This is a genomic window from Candidatus Acidulodesulfobacterium sp. H_13, assembly GCF_048541835.1.
Lineage (GTDB): Bacteria > SZUA-79 > SZUA-79 > Acidulodesulfobacterales > Acidulodesulfobacteraceae > QIJE01.
Genome location: NZ_JBLEOY010000001.1, coordinates 601,721 through 625,320 on the forward strand (window position 1 = coordinate 601,721; position 23,600 = coordinate 625,320).

21 protein-coding genes are annotated in these 23,600 nt (G+C 38.1%); 4 read left to right on the top strand and 17 right to left on the bottom strand.

Going from position 1 to position 23,600, the window contains the following annotated elements:
- Positions 1–18 precede the first annotated feature (18 nt).
- The 17 genes from ispE to ACMCNP_RS03065 all read right to left on the bottom strand — a co-directional run bounded on the left by ispE (position 19) and on the right by ACMCNP_RS03065 (position 20,522).
- The gene (gene ispE / locus ACMCNP_RS02985; protein WP_419313626.1) at positions 19–927 is read right to left on the bottom strand and encodes a 4-(cytidine 5'-diphospho)-2-C-methyl-D-erythritol kinase; all 909 of its coding nucleotides are present in this window, start codon (positions 925–927) and stop codon (positions 19–21) included.
- Complete coding sequence (locus tag ACMCNP_RS02990) at positions 915–2,453, bottom strand: NADH-quinone oxidoreductase subunit N (protein ID WP_419313629.1); 1,539 nt, start codon at positions 2,451–2,453, stop codon at positions 915–917. Before ACMCNP_RS02990 ends, ispE begins: the two co-directional genes overlap by 13 nt.
- Entirely contained in the window at positions 2,446–3,987 is a 1,542-nt protein-coding gene (locus tag ACMCNP_RS02995) for a complex I subunit 4 family protein (RefSeq protein WP_419313632.1), read from the bottom strand. The genes ACMCNP_RS02990 and ACMCNP_RS02995 overlap by 8 nt, the downstream gene beginning before the upstream one ends.
- A 26-nt stretch (positions 3,988–4,013) precedes the next feature.
- Positions 4,014–5,897: an NADH-quinone oxidoreductase subunit L gene (gene nuoL, locus ACMCNP_RS03000; RefSeq protein WP_419313635.1), complete on the bottom strand. Its 1,884-nt coding sequence runs from the start codon at positions 5,895–5,897 to the stop codon at positions 4,014–4,016.
- 20 nt (positions 5,898–5,917) lie between these two features.
- The gene (gene nuoK, locus ACMCNP_RS03005) at positions 5,918–6,211 is read right to left on the bottom strand and encodes an NADH-quinone oxidoreductase subunit NuoK (protein WP_419313637.1); all 294 of its coding nucleotides are present in this window, start codon (positions 6,209–6,211) and stop codon (positions 5,918–5,920) included.
- A gap of 17 nt (positions 6,212–6,228) precedes the next feature.
- Entirely contained in the window at positions 6,229–6,732 is a 504-nt protein-coding gene (locus tag ACMCNP_RS03010; protein WP_419313640.1) for an NADH-quinone oxidoreductase subunit J family protein, read from the bottom strand.
- Positions 6,733–6,773: 41 nt separating this feature from the next.
- On the bottom strand, positions 6,774–7,289 hold the full coding sequence (locus ACMCNP_RS03015) for a NuoI/complex I 23 kDa subunit family protein (protein WP_419313643.1): 516 nt from the start codon (positions 7,287–7,289) through the stop codon (positions 6,774–6,776).
- Positions 7,290–7,300: 11 nt separating this feature from the next.
- Positions 7,301–8,287, bottom strand: a complete 987-nt coding sequence (nuoH, locus tag ACMCNP_RS03020) for an NADH-quinone oxidoreductase subunit NuoH (RefSeq protein WP_419313646.1) — start codon at positions 8,285–8,287, stop codon at positions 7,301–7,303.
- Between the two features lie 43 nt (positions 8,288–8,330).
- The gene (locus ACMCNP_RS03025; RefSeq protein ID WP_419313648.1) at positions 8,331–10,436 is read right to left on the bottom strand and encodes a 2Fe-2S iron-sulfur cluster-binding protein; all 2,106 of its coding nucleotides are present in this window, start codon (positions 10,434–10,436) and stop codon (positions 8,331–8,333) included.
- Between the two features lie 53 nt (positions 10,437–10,489).
- Entirely contained in the window at positions 10,490–12,406 is a 1,917-nt protein-coding gene (locus ACMCNP_RS03030) for an FAD-dependent oxidoreductase (RefSeq protein WP_419313651.1), read from the bottom strand.
- A 12-nt stretch (positions 12,407–12,418) separates the two neighbouring features.
- Positions 12,419–13,618: an NADH dehydrogenase (quinone) subunit D gene (gene nuoD, locus ACMCNP_RS03035; RefSeq protein ID WP_419313654.1), complete on the bottom strand. Its 1,200-nt coding sequence runs from the start codon at positions 13,616–13,618 to the stop codon at positions 12,419–12,421.
- Between the two features lie 46 nt (positions 13,619–13,664).
- Positions 13,665–14,171 (bottom strand): NADH-quinone oxidoreductase subunit C, encoded by a 507-nt coding sequence (locus ACMCNP_RS03040; protein ID WP_419313657.1) that lies wholly within the window; start codon positions 14,169–14,171, stop codon positions 13,665–13,667.
- Positions 14,172–14,248: 77 nt separating this feature from the next.
- A complete protein-coding gene (locus ACMCNP_RS03045; protein WP_419313660.1) occupies positions 14,249–14,743 on the bottom strand; it encodes a NuoB/complex I 20 kDa subunit family protein in 495 nt (164 codons plus the stop codon).
- Complete coding sequence (locus ACMCNP_RS03050) at positions 14,734–15,060, bottom strand: NADH-quinone oxidoreductase subunit A (protein WP_419314360.1); 327 nt, start codon at positions 15,058–15,060, stop codon at positions 14,734–14,736. The genes ACMCNP_RS03045 and ACMCNP_RS03050 overlap by 10 nt, the downstream gene beginning before the upstream one ends.
- Before the next feature lie 111 nt (positions 15,061–15,171).
- Positions 15,172–16,722: a leucyl aminopeptidase gene (locus tag ACMCNP_RS03055; RefSeq protein WP_419313662.1), complete on the bottom strand. Its 1,551-nt coding sequence runs from the start codon at positions 16,720–16,722 to the stop codon at positions 15,172–15,174.
- Between the two features lie 67 nt (positions 16,723–16,789).
- Positions 16,790–18,703, bottom strand: a complete 1,914-nt coding sequence (acs, locus tag ACMCNP_RS03060) for an acetate--CoA ligase (RefSeq protein ID WP_419313665.1) — start codon at positions 18,701–18,703, stop codon at positions 16,790–16,792.
- A gap of 31 nt (positions 18,704–18,734) precedes the next feature.
- Positions 18,735–20,522 carry a methyl-accepting chemotaxis protein gene (locus ACMCNP_RS03065; RefSeq protein WP_419313667.1) on the bottom strand — a complete coding sequence of 596 codons (1,788 nt, stop codon included), beginning with the start codon at positions 20,520–20,522 and terminating at the stop codon, positions 18,735–18,737.
- Positions 20,523–20,981: 459 nt separating this feature from the next.
- On the opposite strand from ACMCNP_RS03065, the gene rplU reads away from it, so the two are divergent.
- The 4 genes from rplU (at position 20,982) to proB (ending at position 23,600) form a co-directional block, all read left to right on the top strand.
- Positions 20,982–21,293 (top strand): 50S ribosomal protein L21, encoded by a 312-nt coding sequence (gene rplU, locus ACMCNP_RS03070; protein WP_419313670.1) that lies wholly within the window; start codon positions 20,982–20,984, stop codon positions 21,291–21,293.
- A 31-nt stretch (positions 21,294–21,324) separates the two neighbouring features.
- Positions 21,325–21,585, top strand: a complete 261-nt coding sequence (gene rpmA / locus ACMCNP_RS03075; protein ID WP_419313672.1) for a 50S ribosomal protein L27 — start codon at positions 21,325–21,327, stop codon at positions 21,583–21,585.
- Positions 21,586–21,681: 96 nt separating this feature from the next.
- On the top strand, positions 21,682–22,716 hold the full coding sequence (gene obgE, locus ACMCNP_RS03080) for a GTPase ObgE (protein ID WP_419313675.1): 1,035 nt from the start codon (positions 21,682–21,684) through the stop codon (positions 22,714–22,716).
- Between the two features lie 35 nt (positions 22,717–22,751).
- Complete coding sequence (proB, locus tag ACMCNP_RS03085) at positions 22,752–23,600, top strand: glutamate 5-kinase (RefSeq protein ID WP_419313678.1); 849 nt, start codon at positions 22,752–22,754, stop codon at positions 23,598–23,600.

Below are 23,600 nucleotides of genomic sequence, written 5' to 3' on the forward strand. Positions count from 1 at the left end.
AATAAATTGAGTAATAGTTTATAAAGTTGCCGATAAAGAACTTAAGGCAACCCTTTTATGAAAAGGAAATGATTTTAAATTATCAACATAAGTCCCTGCCGAATCAAATGCTTTGAACGCCCCAAATACAGCAGAACCGCTCCCAGACAAAAGAGAAGCTTCTGCTCCATACGAAATAAAAGATTCTTTAATCTCTCTAAGAATAGGATATTTTTCAAACATTACCGATTCAAAATCGTTTATAAACTCCAAAATTTTAAAATCCAAGCATTGAAAGTCTGAGTATTGAATATTATAATAATTCATGCTATTTGTCAATAAAAAATCATCGTAAAACGCATATGCTTCTTTTGTATTTATTCCAAAATCCGGCAAAATCAAGACTATGAAATATTTCGGTAGGGTGCCTTCTTTTATTTCAATAATATTCTCTCCGAATCCTGAAACTACGGCATCTTTTGCCGTTAAAAAAAACGGTACATCGGAACCGATATCAAGAGCTAACTCTATCATATTCCGCCTGTTCAATACATTACCAAACGCTTCGTTCAATTTAGACAATAATCCGGCGGCATCGCTTGAACCACCGCCAAGCCCCGCATTAAAAGGAATATTTTTTTCTATTAAAACATCTACTCCCTTATCCGCAATATTCGACTTGGCAAAGAACCCCTTTGCCGCTTTTATGACTATATTATTTTCGTTGGAAATAGACTTAATATCGGCATTCATACTGCTTTTTTTTATAACTTCCCCTGAAACAACCCTAATTTTATAAGCGCCGTCAGTAATTTTAAAATAAATTTTATCAAAAATACCGATCTTTCTCATCAAGGATTGAATTTTGTGAAAATTACTCTGTCCTTTTTTGCCGATTCTTAGAAGAAAATTAACCTTGGCTGGAGCATGATAAATTATATCCTCCATAGCGAGTTTACTGAATTATTGGCAAAATTAATAAATATCTGAGGATATACCCCCATTAATATCGTAAAAATCAAACAAACGATAACCGTAAACATTAATTCACCGCTAATTTTACCGCCAATAATTCCAAAACTGCCGTTTTTGTTGCTTAATTCAATATCAGCCGATTTTTTAGACGGCATATACATATTGGATATTATTCTTATATAATAAAACGCGGCAAATGCGCTGTTCAAAAGCGCTATAACGACAAGAAAATTATATCCGGATTTAACGGCAGAGGAAAGCACGTAAAACTTTCCCATAAAGCCGGCGGTCATTGGAATTCCTGCAAGAGACAATAGGAAAATAGACATGGATGCCGCAACAAACGGATGCTTATATCCTAACCCCGAATATCTTTTAATATCCAAAGATATTAAATTCAAATTTTCAAAAATAATAACTATTGCAAAAGCGCCTGCCGTCATAAAAATGTATGCCAATAAATAAAAGAGGGTTCCGGAATATCCGTAGTATCCCCCGCCTATAATACCGATAAGTATATAACCCGCCTGAGCGATAGAGGAATATGCCATAAGTCTTTTTATGTTTGGAGATAAAAGTGCGGCTATATTTCCGAATGTCATCGAAAGAACGGCAATGATCCATAATACATCGTTAAAATTCATTATATTAGAGCTATAGATCAAAAAATAAATACGTAAAAAAATCGCAAATGCGGCTACTTTAACCCCGGTAGCCATAAAGCTGGTTATCGGGGTGGAAGCGCCCTCGTAAGCATCAGGCGTCCAGGAATGAAACGGAAACAGAGACATTTTAAAGGCTAATCCTACTAAAAACAAAATTAATCCTATGGCAAGATATGTTTTTATTCCGCCATAACGTATTATGTCTCCATGCGAAATAAGGCTTAAAAAATGGTGTATATTATATAAATTGAGGTGTCCTGTAGCCGCATAAATAAAAACCGCTCCAAAGACTAAAAATGCCGATGCAAACGACCCCAGTACGAAATATTTAAGCGCCGCCTCGGTACTCCTCATATTGCCCTTGATATAGCCCGTAAGTATGTAAGCCGTAATCGATAAAAATTCTATGGATAAAAACACCATTATTAAACTATTCGATGCGATTAAAATCATCATTGCCAATATTCCGAAAAGAATGAGGCTATAATATTCAGGCAGGGGCATTTCAAAATTTTCCATGAAATCCTTAGACATCAAAACAGTAAATAAACCGGAAAGCAGAATAACGATGAAGAAAAAAGCATCAAACCTGTTAAATGCTATCTCTCCGTAAAATCCGCTGATAGTTTTCCCTGAAAGCATCAAGACATATATAATCGAAAAACCTATGCCTATAACGGAAAGATAATACGGATTTTTGCTTTTAGAAAGTTTTTCGAAAAAAGTAAGGAAAAGTACTATAAAAGCAAATATTACAATGACTATTTCGGGAATAATACTCAATATACCCTTTTCCAAAAGACCCATGCTGTACATTGAAGACAGGTTATACATTGGACAACCCCGTTTTTAATTTAATTATATTATAAATAGCATCATGATGACTCACCATAGAAATAAAATGGAGTACGGTCGGATCTATCCTGCTCAAAAAAGGCATCGGATAAAATCCGATAAAGAACATCAATAATATTAAAGGCAAGACCGTAATAATCTCCCTTAGATTCATATCCTCGAAATTCTCCATCTCAGGATTGGTAATATCCTGAAACATTACTTTTTGGAACATACGCAACAGATAAAGAGCGGCAAAAATAATGCCGATCGTCGCAATAATGGTCAAAACGGTATAATTGTGGAAAGAACCGATTAAAATTAAAAACTCTCCCACGAATCCGTTTAAACCCGGAAGCCCTATGGATGCGAGAACGGAAATCAAAAAAAGCGTAGTAAGTATCGGTGCTTTCTTTGCTATACCGCCAAAATCGGCGATCTGTCTCGTATGGGTCCTTTCGTAAAGCATTCCGGCAAATAGGAACAACGCCCCGGTACTGATTCCATGATTTAAAAGCTGCAAGACGGAGCCGTCCACGCTTATTGCCGACATTGCAAACAAACCGAGCACTATAAACCCCATATGTGAAACGCTGGAAAATGCGATTAATCTTTTCAGGTCTTTTTGAACTACCGATACGAATGCACCGTAAATAATACCGATGACACCGAGAGTAATAATCGCCGGAGCCAATACATACGTTGCGCTAGGCAATAGAGGGATGGCAAACCTGAAAAAACCGTATATTCCAAACTTCAATAAAACTCCGGCAAGTATAACACTCCCTGCCGTAGGGGCCTCGGTATGCGCATCCGGCAGCCATGTATGAAAAGGAAAAAGAGGTATTTTTACCGCAAATCCTAAAAATAGGGCAATAAACAAAATAATTTGAAGACCAATCGGAATATGAGTATTGTACAGTTTTACTATATTAAACGTAAAATTACCGGTCTGTTCGTAATGAAGTATATATATATAAATGAACCCAAAAAGCATCATTAAGGAACCGGACAGAGTGTAAAGAAAAAACTTGACTGCCGCATATACTTTTTTCCCCGTTCCCCACATCCCGATAATAAAGTACATAGGCACGAGCATAAACTCCCAGAACAGGTAAAACAGTAATACGTCTAAAGAAACGAACGTTCCTACCATAAATGTTTCCAAAAGAAGCATTAAAATAACAAACTCTTTGACATGCTCTCTTATATATCTGTAGCTGGATATTAAAGAAACAAAGGTCAGAAGCGTCGTAAGCAATATCAAGAAAAGACTTACCCCGTCTATTCCAAGATAATATGATGCCCCAAACGATGGAATCCAGTGAAACTTCTCTACAAACTGAAATTTATAGGTATCGGGCTTGAAATAAACAAAAAGATAAATCGAAAAAATAAATTCGACAAGCGATAAAAATGTGGATAGGTACCTTAGTATTCCTTCGTTTTTTTTATTTATAAAAAGCAATAAAACAGCAGAAGCAAGAGGAAAAAATATTAATATAGACAGTAGATATTTTATAAAAAATCCCATGTGATATTGCCCCTTTTAATTCAAATTTACCTGATAAAATAATAAAAAAGCAATGCCGCAACGCCTATTGACAGCGTTAAAATATAACTCATCAGCATTCCGTTTTGAATCTTCTTCACCTTAACCGAAAAGAAAGCAAAGCTTGAAGCTACGCCATTGACCGCGCCGTCTATAACCGAAACGTCTACGATCTTCCACAAAAAATTAAAGAAAGCGAGTAAGGGTTTGATTATTAAAAAATCATATATCTCGTCAACATATAGCTTATTGTAAGATAATGCATATATCGGCTTAAAGGTACTTTTGAGCCATTCCGGTATAACAATCTTTTTAATATACAATAAGTATGCCGCAAATATCCCGGAAAGCCCCGCTAAAACAGATACGAGACTTAAAAGATACCATGGAGCGTTCTTTATAAACGGGCTAAAGTTATAGGCATTCTTAAAGTCTACATGTAAGAAATTATAAAATATGGACGTATTGAACGGCGGAACACCGAGAAAACCCACTATAACCGCAAGCGAAGCCATTATTATTAACGGAATAGTCATCATCTTAGAGGACTCATGCGCATGTACTTTCGAGTCAAGATTAGACTTTCCAAAAAAAGCAAGAAATATCAGTCTAAAAATATAAAAAGCCGTCATAAATGCAGCTAATTCCCCTATTACCCATGCGAAGTAAAAACCCTTATTATAAGTATCTGCCAATATTGCATCTTTACTAAAAAATCCAGAGAAAGGCGGTATTCCGGATAAAGCGAGAGCACCGACAATGAACGTAATAGCCGTGACTTTCATCTTTGAATATAATCCGCCCATCTTTCTCAAATCTAATTCACCTGCAAGTGCATGCATAACACTACCGGCGGTCAAAAAAAGCAATCCCTTAAAAATTGCATGCGATATAAGGTGAAAAATTCCGGCGGTATAAGAACCGATACCGACGGCCATAAACATATAGCCCAATTGGCTTATAGTGGAATATGCTATAATTCTCTTCATATCAAACTGCGTTAACGCAATAAATGCCGCAAAAAAAGCGCTAAGCGTTCCTATTGTCAAAACGACTTCCGATGCAACCGGAGAATAAGAAAAAATAATATGAAACCTTGCAATCATATAGATACCGGCCGTAACCATGGTTGCGGCATGTATAAGCGCGCTGACGGGGGTAGGACCTTCCATCGCATCCGGCAACCATATATGCAGAGGGAGCTGTGCCGACTTTCCAATGGCTCCGACAAATAAAAGTAGCGCGATAACCGTAGTAGTAAAGACGGGGATCATCGGGATCATTTTAAAGACGGCTTCATAATTCAGAGTACCGGTCGTCGCAAATAATAGAAAAATACCTATTGCAAAACCGACATCCCCTACCCTGTTGACTATAAAGGCCTTCTTCCCTGCGTCCGAAGCTGATTTTTTCTCATACCAAAATCCTATTAAAATATATGAACAGAATCCGACTGCTTCCCAGAATACATATAGAAGAAGTAAATTATTTGAAATTACAAGCATAATCATCGAAAATACGAAGAGATTCAAAAATGAAAAATACCTCGAAAAACCTTTATCTCCCTTCATATAACCGATGGAATATACATGGACGATAGTGCTGACACCGGTAACCATGACGAGCATAACGACGGAAAGCCTGTCTATAACTGCCGATATTCCTACCCTAAAGTTTGCGGCATGTATCCATGGATACAACGTACTTGTGAACCCGTGGGAATAAGATACGATAATAAAAAGAATTACCGATAAAATAAAGGATGCAGCTACGAAAAGGCTGGCAAAATACCCCGAGTAACCTTTAAAATATTTCCCGAATAATCCCCATAAAAGCCAGCCGGAAAGAGGAAATAACGGGATCAACCATGTTATTAATACTTTATAATCCACCTTAATCTACCTTTTTAGTTTTAATATTTTAATTCATTCGCTTTATCTATGTCTATCGTACCCTTCTCTCTAAAAAATGCTATAGCGATACCAAGTGCAACCGCGGCCTCTGCCGCAGCAACCACCATGACAAAAATAACGAATATATCCCCGTTTATAAGATGAAGATAATTGGAAACGGCTACAAAACCCAAATTCGCCGCATTAAACATGAGCTCTAAACTCATAAATATAATTATTAGATTCTTCCGCGTAAGAACTCCGAGGGCTCCTATGCAGAAAATTGCGCTTGCAACTATCAGGTAATCGTTCATAAATAATCACCTATCCATTAAAATTTCTTTTTGGCAAATAAGTATGCCCCTATTATAGCGACAAATAAAAGAATTGAAGCTATTTCAAACGGAAATATATATTTAGTAAATAAAAATTCGCCGATGACCTGGGTATTCCCTATTTTCTTAATCAATGCGTGTGTAAAGATACCGACGGGTTTTTTTTGAATACCCTTACTTATATAGAAAAATATTTCCGCAAACATAATGATGGAAATCAATATACCTATAAAAACTTGATGCAAATTCGACTTAAAACTTTTTATACTAGAAAGATTCAGCAGCATTATGACTAATACGACGAGAACCATTATTGCCCCGGCATATACAAGTATCTGCATGACTGCAAGAAATTGCATATCTAATATTATATAAAAACCGGCTATGGCAAAAAAACATAAGATCAAATATAACGCCGACGTTAACGGGTTTTTCATCGTTACAACCATTAAGGCCGAAAAGATAGCAATAAATGAAAAGACATAAAAAAGTATTTCCAAAATTTACCTCTGTTTTCTATCTAAAAATTTAATAAATAATTCTATCGAGATTTAACTAACTTTTCTATTCCATATATTCCGTCATCCCTGCTACAAAAAGCTACTTCATAGTCACTTCCCATGCTTATGGCTTCCTCGGGACAAATTTCTTCACAGTAACCGCAACAAATACATCTTAGTAAATCTATCTCGAATGAAGACGGGCGCCTTCTGCCGTCATTAAACGTACCGGGTTTAAGTCCGTCTAAGCTGCGGTTATGCTTTTGTCTGCTCGTAAGCTCGTGACTGTCTCCGCAATTTACATAATCTACTTCTATCTTAATCGCCTCCGACGGACAGACGGTCTGACACAAAAAACATGCTACGCACCTCAAAGAATCGTCACCAAAAACGTTAAGCTTGGGAAAAGCCCTAAATCTTGGAGCTACGGTAAGTTTTTCTTTCGGATATTGAAACGTTACCGGTTTGCGAAAAAAAGTCTTTATAGTGGTTTTTAACCCTATTAAAAGATTTTTAGATATTTCTATAATCGAATTTTCCTGTTTTTCGGTATTCATATGATTTTCATTTATCCATGAATTAATATTATTATAAAACCGGTAACTATAATATTGGCTAATGCCAACGGTAACAAAAACTTCCATCCAAAATCCATAAGCTCATCATACCTAAGTCTCGGATAAGTCCATCTAAGCCATAAATAAACGAGTACGACGAAAAACACCTTTATCAAAAACCATAAAACCGAAGGAAGAAAGGGACCTTGCCATCCGCCCAAGAATAACGTTACTATTATGGCACTGTTTACAACCATTTGGGCATACTCGCCTATAAAATAAAACGCAAATTCCATGCTCGAATATTCCGTGTGAAAACCTGCTACGATTTCTCCTTCCGCTTCTCCTAAATCGAAAGGAACCCTGTTCATTTCTGCGGTGGACGCAATAAGATATATCATAAAACCCACCGGCTGATAAACTACAAACCACATATGCGACTGTTCAGAAACTATTCCCGCCAAACTTAGGTCGCCGGCAATCATTATTACACCGACTATAGAAAGAACTAACGGAATTTCATAACTTATCATTTGTGCCGCCGTCCTTATGCCGCCGAGCAAAGAATACTTACTATTGGAAGCCCATCCCCCTAAAACCACGCCATAAATACCGAGAGAAGTCATTGCAAGGACAAACAAAATCCCTACATTTACGTCGGTAATCTGCAGGGGCACTATATGACCCATGATTTTTATAGGCGCACCGAACGGAATAACGGCAAAAGTCGTCAACGCCGGAATAACTACTATTATAGGAGCCAGGAGGAACAAAAACTTATTAGCCCCGGCCGGAATAATATCCTCTTTAAAAAATAGTTTTATTCCATCTGCTATAGGTTGAAGCCAACCATGAAATCCTGCCTCCATGGGCCCCATTCTGTTCTGGATTCTCGCGGCTATTTTACGCTCTAAGAGGGTTAAATATGCCGCCGACAAAAGCAAGCCGACAAAAACAATTAATATTTTTATAACTTCAACGATAAGCCAAAATACCATAGTTTTATAATGCCGATATATATATTATTAATAAAAGTTAAATTTAATAAAGCATATTAGATTTAGTATCGTAATAGAACCTGCTTCGATGCTTGATCTTATTATAACGTACCACATCACCGGTTTTTAACGAATTCGTGAAATTTAAAAGCTCACCCTTGATATCATTAAACGGACGTCCAAGTCTATCGGAAATTTCCGTTAAAACATCCATAATATCGTATCTATATTGACCAAGATTAAAATCGTTATTTAAATTAATAGTTTTACCCTCAAAATTTTCATAAAACGAATCCCTACTCTCAAGAAAGTCTTTTATCGGTATGACAACATCTGCCATAGCAGACAATATACCTGTTTTAGAAGAGAAAACGGCCAGATACTCTAAATCCGCCGCATATTTTATCAATTCTTTCGTGACGTAATCATTTACCGGATCACCTATATATATAAGATTTTTTATTTTTCCGGTATTAAACCCGGAATATATGGAATCGTAACCGGAGTTACCTGAAGGATTCAGTCCGGAGTCGACGAGTCCCCTGTAATTAAACGATTTAATAAGCGGAAAAATATATGAAATTTTCTCTTTATTTCTCAAAAACTCTGATATCTCTTTAATGGCAACAAGATTATCGTCCATATTACATGCCGACATTGGATAATCGCCTATTAAAATAGAAACCACATCCGCCTTTAGGATACTTTTGACCATTTCATCGTCTTTTTCAGAGTCGCAATCGCATAAATTTAGTCGCAAACCGTTTAAAAAATCATGAAGGGACGATAATTCAATATCCTGTCTGATATAAGCAATATCTTCAAATCTCGTAAAGCCCGTTTTCGCGGATTTTTTAATATTTATGAGTAAAAGCTTTCCTCCGTGTTCCCTGTGTGCTTTCATTATATTGTATGAGACATACGGTATCTCGTCTTCTATGGAGCCTATATACAGCATAACTTCTGAATTCAGCAATGTTTTAATATCAAAATTTTCCTCATTTTCAAAAATGGACTTGAATTTGTCAAAATTCATTCTATAAAATTCAGGTTCGGCTATGTCAAAATATGCCGGTTTTAAAACATTTTTTACAAAATTAGATATTACGAAACCGTCGTTTGTCGATATCCCCGGCGATACCAAAACGGCGGTATTTTCCATTCCGCCTTTTTTAGAGATACTTTCAATTCTCGACACAAACTCATTTACGGCCTCTTTTTTGCTCGTTTCTTCGAACATCGATTTCTTTTTAATGAGAGGGGATTGAATATAATACCCGTCGTCTTTCCCTATGCCTTCGTAAAAGAACCCGGCTTTGCATAAATATCCGCCGAATAAGGAAACGGTTCTAACCAACGATTCATTCTTATCGTATCTGTAATACTCCATCCTGCATGCGGCAGAGCATTTATCGCAAACAGATGAAAAAGGGGATTCCTGCCAGTATCTTTCTTTAAATTTCGACGGTTTTGAAACAAGAGCACCAACGGGGCAGACCTCCACGCAATTTCCACAATAATAGCAATCCAAATAATTTATATCACTCTTAATTTCCGTAAATGAACAGTTTTCCGACGGAACGGAGCCCGTTTGCAAGCTGTCGTCTCCCTTTAATCCGATATAACCGTTAAATCCTTTATCTTTAATTTGAAAAAACGGATTCCCGTACATATCAGTACATACCCTGATACACCTGGAACATAGAACACACCTTGTCGCCATATACTCGATAAGGTCACTCTGGAATATATGCGTCCTATCCGGACAAACTCTCTCATTCTCCTGAGTAGTCATGCCAAATTCAAAAGAGAGGTCCTGCAGCATGCATTCACCCGATTTATCGCAAACGGGACAATCAAGGGGGTGTTCGAGCAAAAGGTGAGACATCACCATCTTCCTGACATTCCATGTTTTTTCGGTATCGGTTAGGATTTCGTACCCCTCTTTTACCTTTGCGACGCAAGACGGAAGAGGATTTTTAATACCTTTGACCTCAACTACGCAAATCCTGCAAGAACCGATCGGCTTGAGCCTTCCGAGATAGCAGAGTACGGGTATTCTTATGCCATTCCGTGCAGCAGCCTCAAGAATAGTAATGCCCGATTTGGTCATAAACTTCTTATCATTTATTGATATTTCAATATCCACTTAATTAAACCCTAATATTTATAATAAAAATTTTTTGTATTTATTTTTTTAATTCAGCTTTCCTCTTCGAACTTCACGAGCATAAGAAAATAACACCTCATACACCTTGTGGCTTCATAAATAACATCATCGCTCGTTAAACCCTTATCAACCTCTTTAAAATTGTCGATACGGGTTTCAACCGGCTCTTCCACCTGTTTAGCCGCAGGGTTTCCGTTTGGAAAATCGGTATAATCTATTACTTCTTTCTTGTCATAAACGCCTATTTCTTCAAATAGGTATTCAAAGAGACAATCGTCGGTCGGCTCAAAGGTACCCGTTCTTATATATTGGTCCATCCTTCTTGCGGCATTTTTACCGTCACGATTCGAATCGACTATGCTGAGCGGACCGGTAAGAATATCTCCGCCGACAAATACCCCCGGCATATCCGTCATATGGGTAAATTTATCGGCCACTATAATTCTATCCCTATTTGCCGTTTTAATTTGCGGTAAATCCTTTAAAAAATCAAGGTCGGGGACTTGTCCTACCGCCATAATAAATGAATCGCATTCCATGTCGAAATTTGTACCCGGCATCTCAATCGGGCTTCTACGACCGCTTTTATCAATACTTCCAAGCTTTATTCTTATGCATTCTACACCCTTTACTGCTCCGTTCTCTTGAATAATGCTTACGGGGTTAGTTAAAAAATCAAATCTTACCCCCTCCTTGACAGCGGTGTCTATTTCGTAAAGCGCTGCAGGCATTTGCTCTTTAGACCTCCTATACACGACTACAACTTCTTTGCATCCCAATCTTATTGCCGTCCTGCAACAATCCACGGCAACATTACCTCCGCCTTCTATTATAACTTTATTTCCGATATCTATTTTATTTCCAAGCGCAACGTCTCGCAAAAACTTAACCCCGTCATAAAAACCTTTAAGATCGTCGTCTGATCCGGGTAAACCTATATTTTGCCCCCTGTGAGCGCCTACCGCAATAAAAACGGTTTTAAAATCCTGTTCAAAAAGATCCTGTATGGTAAAATCCGTTCCGAGTCTTTGATTCAATTTATAGTCTATTCCCGTGGAAAGGGTATATCCGATCTCCTTGTCTAAAAACTCTTGCGGCAATCTGTACTTTGGAATACCCACTGTCATCATTCCGCCCAAAACAGGTAATGCCTCAAATATTACCGGCTTGTATCCCATTAAGCGTAAATAATAAGCGCAACTCAAACCGGCCGGACCAGAGCCTATAATAGCTACCTTAATTCCATTACTTTTGATTGCAAACTTTGGTTTAATATCGGAATAAAATACGCTATCGGCGGCAAATCTTCTAATTAAACATATTTGAATGGTCCCGTCGACGTTTGCCCTGCGACAATTATCCTGACAGGGATGAAAACATGTCCTTCCTAAAATTCCGGGTAACGGGGTGCTTCTCCTTGCGGATTCAAGGGCGTCCTCAAACCTGCCGTCCCTGACCCTTTCAATCCAATCCGGAATATCAAGCTTAGACGGGCAACCGTTAATACAAGGAGCAGTCGAATGGGCTATGTAATTCCCCCTCGGTATGAATTCTTTGCTTATTATTGCGTTTTCAAAATCTTGTTTGAAATCGTCGATCAGTTCGGTAACGGCAAGCGGACCCATATTGCCCACGGTGCATTTAGAGGAGGACAAAATCCAATCGCATTGATTTCTTAATCTATCTAAATCTTTTAAGATAGCTTGCCCGTTGCATATATGTTCTAAAATATCCGAAGCAACCGAAGTTCCAATCATACATGGGGTACAAACGCCACAGGAAAGTTTTTGAAGTTCCTGCATATAGCATCTTGCCAGGTCGACTTTATTATCCCTGTCGTCAAGCAAAACCACGCCTTTCCAATTAAGTATAGAAGATATATCGGCATGACCGGATTTCTTAAAGTACGAAACGTCTAACTTTGAACCGATTTTATCTATGATTTTCATGTCGTCCCCTCATTATCTGTCCACTTCTCCTAATAATATATCGACACTACCCATAATGGCGATCAAATCCGCCAATAAATGCCCTTTAGTCATTTCATTCAGGGCGCTTACGTTGCAAAAAGATGGCGGCCTTACTCTCATGCGGTAAGGAAACGCCGTGCCGTCAGACACCAAATAAAACCCCAATTCTCCTCTGGGATTTTCTATAGATTGATATGCCTCTCCTTTCGGCGGTTTTATTCCTTCCATGCCATATTTGAAAAGCGATATCATGCCTTCCATTGTAGTCAACGCTCTTTTTTTAGGGGGTATAACATATTGCGGGTATTCGTCATAGCTTAAGTACTCTCCTTCCGGAATATTTTCTACAGCCTGACTTATTATCTTGAGGCTTTGCCTCATCTCTTCTACTCTAATCCAGTATCTATCGTAAACATCTCCGCTATCACCTAAGGGAACGTCAAAATCAAAATCTTCATAACTTGAATAGGGATTCGCCTTCCTTACGTCGTAGTCCACTCCGCTGCCCCTGAGAGACGGCCCGGTTAATGCAAAATTTATCGCATCTTCTGCAGAGATTATTCCCAAATTTTTGGTTCTTTCCAACCAGATTTTATTTTTTGTAAGCAATGATTCATATTCGTCGACCTTCTCTGGGAAAATTTTAATAAAATCTCTTATCTTTTCTATATGATCCTTGTGAATATCCATTGCAAGACCGCCGACACGGTAAAATGAAGGCGTCATCCTCGCTCCGGTAATAGCTTCTATTATATCTAATATTAATTCTCTTTCACGAAAACAGTATAAAAACTCCGTTAATGCACCTATATCCACTGCATGAGTAGCAAGCCACACGAGATGAGAGCTGATTCTTGTAAACTCCGCCAGAATCACCCTGACATACTCCGCCCTTTTAGGCGCCTTGACTCCGCAAAGTTTTTCAGCCGCAAGGATATAACCAAGATTATTGGAGGCAGCGGAAACATAATCCATTCTATCCGTAATGGTCTCTGCCTGGTGATAGGTTTTAAACTCCGCGCACTTTTCCATGCTTGTATGTAAATAACCTATTATGGGTTCTGCGTGAACTACGGTTTCACCGTCTAATTGGACTAAAACCCTCAAAACACCGTGAGTAGCCGGATGCGAAGGTCCTATATTCAGCGGAAATTTACCTACATCTATCAAAAAATCTTTATATTCAATCATGTCATTTAGAAAACGTTCTAAATTAGAACGTTTTAATTAGAAATTATTATATTCTTTCTAACTCGACATATCCCGGCGCATCGAACTCGATATCTCTTGGTTCCGGTCTTTTTCTTAAAGGATAATCCTTAAGAAGGGGGTGTCCCTCCCAGTCATCGGGATTCAATATCCTTTTTAGGTCGGGGTGTCCCTTAAATTTTAGCCCGAACATATCGTAAACTTCTCTTTCAAACCAGTTTGCCGCATTATAAAGCGGAGTAAGACTCGGATATTCCGCTTCGTCAATTCCGCTCCTAACCTTAATAAAAATTCTAAAGTTATTTTTTACGGAATAAAAATTATAATCTACCTCTATTCTCTCGGATCTTTTTGGATAATCTACAGCAAACAAATCGCTCAGCATATCAAACGATAGTCTGGAATCGGTTTTTAGAAAGTCTGCCATTTCAAGTAAACCTTCCTTTTTGATTAATATATGAACATCACCACACTGAACGTCAGTCGAAACAATCAGCCCGGATTTTGATTCCTTTATGACAGTTAATGCAAACATAATATCCATTTTAGTGGTTAAAATTCTACCTAATTATTTTTAATGCTAGGTCGTTTGTAATATAATTAATTATTTTTTTATTTTAAAACATTGGGAGGCGCTTCTTTTTTTATCGTTCCCTTTCCAATCTTTTCCTGAAGTTTAACTATACCATATATTAATGACTCAGGTCTTGGAGGACAGCCGGGAATATAAATATCGACCGGAATAATCTTGTCGACGCCTTGTACTATGCTATATACATTAAAAAGTCCGCCGGAACAGGCACAATCACCCATGGCTATTACCCATTTAGGATTAGGCATCTGGTCGTAAATTCTTTTTACCATGGGTGCCATCTTGTATGCTACTCTTCCCGATACTATAATTAAATCCGCCTGTCGCGGACTTGACCGGAATATTAACCCCAACCGATCGAAATCATATCTCGAAGAAGCGGTAGCCATCATTTCGATAGCGCAACAAGCAAGACCAAACGTAGCCGGCCATATAGACCACTTTCTTCCCCATGAAACAATCTTATCCATGGATGCCGTAATAATATTATCGCCTAAATGTTCTTCTATTCCCATTTGAGTGCACCCTTAAGCCATACATAAAGTAAACCCATAACTAATATCACGATAAACAGAAACATTTCTATAAAACCGAAAAAACCTAATTTAATAAAAATGACCGCCCATGGAAATAAAAAAACGGCTTCAATATCAAAAAGAAGAAAAAATATGGCTATAAGATAAAACTTGACGTCAAACCTCACATGCGGCTCGCCGGTAGGTTCCACTCCGCACTCATAAGACTTTAACTTCCCCTTTTCATATGTTTTTTTGCCGATAAAATTAGATATCATAATCGTGCAAACAGCAAACAATATGACCAATACGAGCATTATGAGTATGGGTAAGAAAGAATTCAAACGGCCTCTCCTTTATTACTTACGTTTTACATATATCTACTTTGACTATAGTAACACACAAAACCCATTTAATCAAAGAAAAAATTAAATCTTGTGCTGAATCAAATAATACAATAACGTTCTCACCCCAACACCGGTAGCCCCTTTGGGGTTATAAGAAAATCCGGCCTTTGTGAAAGACGGACCCGCTATATCAATATGACACCATTTGATTTTATCTGATACGAATTCTTCCAAGAACATACCCGCCGTCATAGCTCCACCATATTTACCCCCTAAATTTTTTATATCGGCTACCGAACTTAAAAGTTTTTCTCTCATATCATCGTCAAAAGGCAACTCCCACATTTTTTCACCGGAGATTTGGCTTGTAGATATGATGTTGCCGATAAGTTCTTTATCGTTGCCCATAACACCGGACGTATATTCTCCGAGCGCCACTACACAGGCTCCGGTTAGCGTCGCAAGGTCAATAATTTCATCTGCCCCGATATTTGAAGCAAAGGACAATGCATCTGCCAAGGTCAGTCTGCCCTCGGCATCCGTATTCTCAATCTCTACGGTCTTCCCGCTGAGGGTTTTAACGATATCGTCCGGCCTCTGAGCGCCGCCATCCGGCATGTTTTCACAGGCGGCTATAATGCCGTGAATTTCTAAATTTACGTCGAAATCATCAATGTATTTCATTATGCCGAGCACGGCACATGCCCCTGATTTATCAGATTTCATTGTCGTCATAAAATCGGAGGGCTTGAGCGATAAACCGCCGCTATCAAAGGTTACACCCTTACCGACTAGTATAACCCTTTTAATTTTAGTATTTTTTGATTTATTTTCAGGCTTATAAACCAGGTGAATAAACCTCGAAGGATTTTTAGACCCCTGCCCTACCCCATAAAAAGCGTTCATTCCCTTCTTTATTATCTCTTCTTCGTCAAATATTTCACATTCCATATTTTTCCGTTCCGCTATTTCTTCGGCAATATTTGCCAAATATGCGGGCGTAACGACATTTCCGGGTTCATTTGCCAGATCTCTCGTAAAATTAGCCGCAAGAGATGTTTTCTGTCCGAAATCTAAACCGTCTTTGGCGGAATATACCAATTCTTCGGTTATTTTGAGACCGCTAAAGTACACCCTTACGACCTTCGGATCGGTAATTTTATTATTATTTTTTTCGTTATCTTTAGTCATATATTTTTTAAATTTATACAGACCCAGTTCGACACCCTCCGCAACAGCCGCTGACAGATAAAATAAACCGCTTTTTGTATAATATTCTCTGGATAATTCCGGAATTATCAATATTATTTCTTTGGTCCTATTGGTTTCGGAAATTTTCGAAGAGATTGAAGCGAAATATCTAATGGAATCGTAATTAAACTTACCTTTTTTACCTACCCCGCAGACAGTGGAATAAACCGGATATTCGATAATCGTACTCTTGCCTTTTTTTGCCTTAAAATTAATCCGTTTCAACCTTTTGTATATAAAATCGAACTCTTTAAGGTTTTTGTCTTGCAAAAAACGGCCTTCATCTCCCTCAAAAATTCCAAATGCAAAAATACTCTCTAATTTGCCATCTCCTTTTTCTTTCAATATATCTTTCAAAGAATCTAAAATTTTAAATTCCAACTTTAAGCCCCCTTTATTATTTTGTTATGTTTGTATAGGTGCCTAAATCAAGCGCCTAAAATTTTGATTAGTCTTCTTCTATGGTCGAAATATCACCCTCGTCTATGCCTATATCCCGCGCCTTTAAAACTCTTCTCATAATTTTTCCGCTCCTGGTCTTCGGCAAAGAATCGACAAATTCTATCTCATCCGGCTTAGCTATGGGGCCTAACGTCTTGCCGACATTAGACCTAATATCGTCCATCAGCGTATCACTCTTCTCTATATTAGGCTTTAAAACCACAAACGCCTTTATAGAATTTCCCTTAATATCGTGGGGTTTTCCTATAACGGCAGACTCCGCAACCGCTTCATGTGTAATTATCGCGCTTTCTATTTCCGCTGTTCCCAACCTGTATCCTGAAACCTTGATGACATCGTCTATCCTTCCCATAACATAAAAATATCCGTCTTTATCGCGTTTCGCGGCATCTCCCGCCAGATAAACGTCGTTAAATTTAGAAAAATACGTTTTTTTATATCTATCCTCATCCTTATAGATAGTCCTCATCATTGCAGGCCAAGGCTTCTTAATGACGAGATATCCCCCTTTGCCCGCCTCTACGCTTTTACCGCTCTCGTCAAAAATATCGGCATCTATACCGAAAAACGGTTTTCCGCATGAACCCGGCTTTAAGGGCAATGATGGAACCGGGGTTATCAAAAACATGCCGGATTCCGTCTGCCACCATGTATCCATTATAGGACATCTTTCCTTGCCTATATGCTTGTGATACCAACGCCAAACCTCCGGATTTATCGGCTCTCCGACACTGCCGAGAATTTTAAGGGAACTTAAGTTATGTCTATTCGGCCAGTTTTCGCCAAATCTCATAATGCCCCTAATTGCCGTCGGCGATGTGTAAAAGATATTGACGCCGTGTTTCTCGACGATTTTCCACCATCTATCCGGATAAGGATAGTATGGTGAACCCTCTACCATAACAGTCGTCGCCCCGTTTATTAACGGCCCGTATATGATATAGGAATGACCCGTTATCCACCCCGGGTCTGCGGCGCACCAATATGTATCGTTATCATTTATGTTGAATACATATTTTGACGTTATATATGTCCCGACGGAATATCCGCCATGGACATGCAGGATCCCCTTGGGCTTTCCGGTAGTTCCCGAAGTATACAGTATAAACAAAGGATCTTCGGAATCCATCTCTTCGGTTTTCAGATAAGTATTGGCTATAGGCAGTTTCATAAGTTCGTCGTAGTAAAAATCCCTTGACGTATCTATCGCAACCTCTTTCCCCGTCCTCCTTACGACAATGACGGTCTGAACGACAGGGGTCTTCGTAAGGGCTTCATCCGCTATTTTTTTAAGCTCAATAACCTTACCCCCCCTATATGCGCCGTCGGCAGTAATAAGCAGTTTGCTCTGAGCATCCGATATTCTGTCTCTCAACGCAAAAGCGGAAAAACCGGCATATACTACGCTATGAATTGCCCCTATCTTTGCACATGCAAGCATACTTATGGCAATTTCAGGTATATTCGGCAAATATATAGTAACCGTATCCCCTTTTTTTACACCGAAACTTTTAAGAACATTTGCGAACTTATTCACCTCTTTGTAAAGAGAAAAATAGGTATAAACCCTCTCGCAACCGTCTTCACCTTCCCAGATTAGCGCAAGCTTATTTTTGCGAAACGTCGTTACGTGCCTATCCAATGCATTATAAACAATATTGGTCTTGCCGCCGGTAAACCACTTATAAAAAGGCGGATCGGATGCATCTAAAACCTTGTCGTAATGCCTAAACCAATTCAGCTGTTTTGCTATTTCATCCCAGAACTTTTCGTTTTCTTTTATGGAATATTCATAGAGCCTGTCGTAATTATCCACATAGCTGTTTTTTACGGTTTCCTTAGATGGCTTATAAACTTCCTTTTCATACGTCAAGCTGTCGAAAGTTTCCAAGTAGCTCACCCCCTTTTGATTAATTGCTTAGATCTAATAGTTAATATTTAAATTTTTTTAATATACTGATAAGTTTCTCAAGCTCTCCATAAATAGAGACTGCCTCTTTAGCCGCATTTGAAGATTTTTCGGAATTAGATATCGAAAGATTAGAAACGGACTCGATATTTTGAGATATCTCGTTTGTAGCAGCAGTCTGTTCTTCCGATGCCGCCGCTATGGAACCGATTTGATCCGTCAGGCTTATTATATTTTTTTCTATACTGCCTAAAGATTTACCGGCTTTTGAAGCATAGCTCACTGATAGATCTACTTCATGCATAGTTGAATCCATAGACGACTTGGTATTCATAGTGCTATGCTGCATAGCTTGAACCTTAGACGCTATCTCCTTTGTAGCCCTGACCGTTCTTTCAGCTAACTTCCTCACTTCGTCGGCTACTACTGCAAACCCCCTGCCGGACTCTCCCGCTCGAGCCGCTTCTATCGCGGCGTTAAGGGCAAGCAGGTTGGTTTGGTCGGCTATATCATTTATCACCGAGATTATTTCTCCGATTTCAAAAGAACTTTTCTCTAATCCGTTTATGAGATCGCCAAGTTGCTGCGTAAGAACGGCAACGTTTTTAATCCCTGCGATAGACTTTTCTACAATATCAAAGCCTTCTTCCGCACTGTCCGATGCTTCCTTGGCTATAGAACTCACATTCTGGGCATTTTTCGCAATTTCTTTTATGGTCTGGGACATTTCTTCCGAAGCCGCCGCTACATGCGTTGCGAGCTCGGCCTGTTCGGAAGCCTTACCGCTTATTTCGTCCACATGCCCTTCTATGGAAGTACTAACGTCGACGATAACCATCGCCTCTTCGGTAATGGATTTCACTATTTCCCTTAACTCTATGATAAATTTATTAAATTCGTTAATGATGGACGTAATTTCATCATATATGGAATTTTTGTAAACGTCGCACTTTACACATATCGCTGCACCCTTGTCTCCATACTTATCCTGCTGTTTATCCCAGCATCTTTGTTCCAATTCGCCGTCTTCGAGCATGCAATTCTTGCTTTTTTTCATTATGACGGTCGCCTTATCGTAATAGTCCATACGAATAAGCTTGCTTAAATCGCCGTCGCCCCTCACGATATTGTTTAGCTTATTATAAACATCTTTCATGCTATCTATAAAAATAAACTTTAATAAAAAGTATATGGCTAAAAGCGACAAAATGATAAAGATAACAGCAAGAATGATCACGTTTCTCATGAAAATACCGGAAGAATTCACGGTATTTCGGAGAGAATAGACGAGTTCGACCCCGCCAAGCGTAGTTCCTGCCTTAACTGTATGGCACGTAAGACAGTCTATACCTCTTGACGACTTTTTCGCAATAAACGGAACGCCGACCCTCAAATATTTTTGACCGTTTTCTTCATAAACATTCATTATCTCCTTCTTAGAATTAAGTATTTCTCTGTCAAATTTGGTTACTGAAGCCTCTTGCTTTAAACCCACTCCAAATTCTTTGTCTACCGAACTGCCCCTCACTATTTTAAAATACTTAATTCCCTTTATTTTTCTGTATATGCCAAATAGCTGTCTTCTATTCGTTTTTTTCGTTATACTTCCGTTAAGCATCATTGCGTTTAAACTGGACAACATCGTTTTTGCGGTAATTTCGGCATCAAACGATGTTATTTTCATGGACATTTTACTCTGATAAACTACGGAATAATAAGCCAAAAAAGAAAGGGCTAAAATTAAAATAATAAAAACAGAAGATAGCAGTTTGAACTTGATAGAAACCTTCTTAAGCTTAGACAAATTCATAAACACTCCATATTTGAAGTTACGAAATATATTGTTAAAGTAACCTGCTTATTAAAATATTTATCAATATAATTTTAAATCAAACAAAAAAAAAATATTACAATTATCTATTAAAATAATAAAAACAAATAATCAATAAAATTTTTATATCAAATAATTTCTACATATAGGTACGCAGCGATACATAATAAATCTGCCGTATTAAAATACAAAATATCCTCCTTGGTATCCTGGTAAAATCAAACAAATTTCTTGCATAAATTATTATTTATAGTTATAATATATTCTATATTTATGCTTTCAATCGTTGTTTACCTAAATTTATTATTGACAAGAATATTAAAAGCTATTAAAATAACCTCTTTAAGCTACTTAATATATCTTGGATATTTTAAGTATATATGCGTCTTGAGGCGTAAATTTAAATTTAATTTTTATTCGGACAAAAGAGGATTATCAATGGACAATTACGCTATAATAAGCGCCGGTTCCAAACAATATACCGTTTCCGCCGGGGATACTATAAGGATAGAAAGCACGGACAAAGAAAAGGGAGAAGAGATAACGTTTAAGCCGTTAATGCTAAAAAATAGCGACGGTTTACTGATCAAAAAACAGGCTTTGCAGAACATAAGCGTGACGGGTACCGTCGTTAGAAACGGAAGAGCAAAAAAAATTATAGTTTTTAAAATGAAACGCCGCAAAGACGAGAGAAAAAAAAGAGGTCACAGACAAAATTTTACCGAAGTTAGAATAACGGCTATTTCCTAATTTAAATTTTCAAAAATATCGGAGTGATATCATGGCACATAAAAAAGCGGGCGGCAGTTCAAGAAACGGAAGAGATAGCCGCGGACAGAGAAGAGGAGTAAAAAGATTTGGAGGACAGTTAGTAAAACCCGGAGAAATTATCGTCCGGCAGGTCGGTTCTTCTTTTCATCCCGGAAAACATGTTAAATCAGGAAAAGATTATACGATTTATTCCATAATAAAAGGTTTTGTTAAATTTCATACCGGAAAAAATAACAGAAAATTCATTAGCGTTATTCCGGCAGAACAATAATAGATTCGCAAAATATTAGATTTAAACCTTATCTACGCTTATTATGCAATTTCTTTCCATTTATCTTAAATTATTATAGTCTTTAAGTCATTTTTTATGAGATTCGTTGATAGTGCCATAATCATCATGGCTTCCGGTAACGGCGGCAAGGGTGCCGTAAGTTTCAGAAGAGAAAAATTTATTCCCAAGGGGGGTCCGGACGGCGGAGACGGCGGAGACGGCGGAGATTTGATATTTGAAGCATCCCACAACATATCCAGCCTGCTAGATTTCAGATATAAACCCAAATTTATCGCCGAAAACGGGGGTAACGGTCGGGAAAACAATAAAAAAGGAAGAGAAGGAGTGGATGCCGTCGTAAGGGTTCCGGTAGGGACGACGGTAACGGATTATGATTCAAACGAGGTCATGGCCGACCTCACAAAAGACGGAGAAAGAGTTATTCTGCTTAGAGGGGGGATTGGAGGCAAAGGCAATACGTTTTTCAAATCCTCCGTAAATAGAAAACCGCGCTTTTCTCAACCGGGAACCTTCGGAAAAACAAGAAAGGTTCATCTTACGTTAAAAAGCCTCGGCGATATAGGCATAATAGGGCTTCCGAATGCCGGAAAGTCTACTCTTATTTCTAAATTAACCGACTCACGTCCAAAGATAGCGTCATATCCCTTTACCACAAAAATACCCCATCTCGGTGTTTCTTACGACAAAAATTCAGATAAGAGACTCACTCTAATAGACATACCCGGGATAATAAAGGGAGCATCCGAAGGCACGGGATTAGGCTTAAGGTTTTTAAAACACATAGAAAGGTCGGATATGCTCCTTCACCTGATAGAGATAGGAAGCATAGAAGAAATTAAAAGCAGGTATGAGACCGTCGTAAAAGAAATTGCAGAATATAATGAAGACATATTGAAAAAAACGCAGATAGCAACAATAAACAAAATGGATTTAATATATGATTCAAAAGAATTAGATGAAATAAAGGATGAAATGAATAAATATTTTGCGGAAAAAAATATGGTACTGCTTTTTATCTCCGCTTATACCGGGGCAGGCATAAGCGAGCTTAAGAACACCTTGAACGCAACGGTGAAAAAGCGCGAAATATGCAATTTATCTAAAAATTAGACTATAATCAACGAGCCGTGACTTAGATAAACTAAATGATAGAAAATTTAAATATATATCTTGATACAAAAAAGAGAATAGTTATAAAAATAGGCACGCGCATACTCTTAGACAGGGAGGGCAAACCGTCTCTATCCGCGTTTAAAAGAATTTGTGAATTCTCTTCATCCCTGATCCGGCAGGGAAAGAAAGTAATATTAGTTTCATCCGGGGCAATCGCCGCGGGGAGGAGTCTGTTAAATATAAATCCGGCGATAGATACCTTCAGCATACCTGAAAAACAGGCTTTCGCCTCTTGCGGACAAGCGATTTTAATGCGAAATTATGATGCCTGCTTTAAAAAATACAGCATTAAAACCGCCCAGATTTTATTGACAAAGGATGATATATCCGTCGGAAAGAGGTTTACCAACGCAAGAAACACTATATATGAATTGCTGAATCACGGGGTCGTTCCGATTATAAACGAAAACGATACCGTTTCTTATGAAGAGATAAAATTTTCCGATAACGATCATTTATCGGCGCTTATTTTAAATCTGGTATGCGCGGATATGTTCGTGATTCTCTCCGACGTCAACGGGGTTTACGATAAAAATCCGGCGATATATAAAAATGCAAAATCCGTAAAGATAATCGATAACATAAAAACATACGTAAAAAATTTTAAAGAATCTTCTAAAAATTCATACGGAACCGGAGGAATGAAGTCTAAACTATACGCATCTCTTATCGCATCGATCAATGGTATAGATACGATTATTATCTCCGGAAAAAGCAAAAAAAGCCTTAATTCCTTTATTAACGGAAAATATACCGGAACGTTTATACCGTCTTCAGTTAATAAAATTAACCCAAAAAATACCGACTTTTATTTGCTTTAG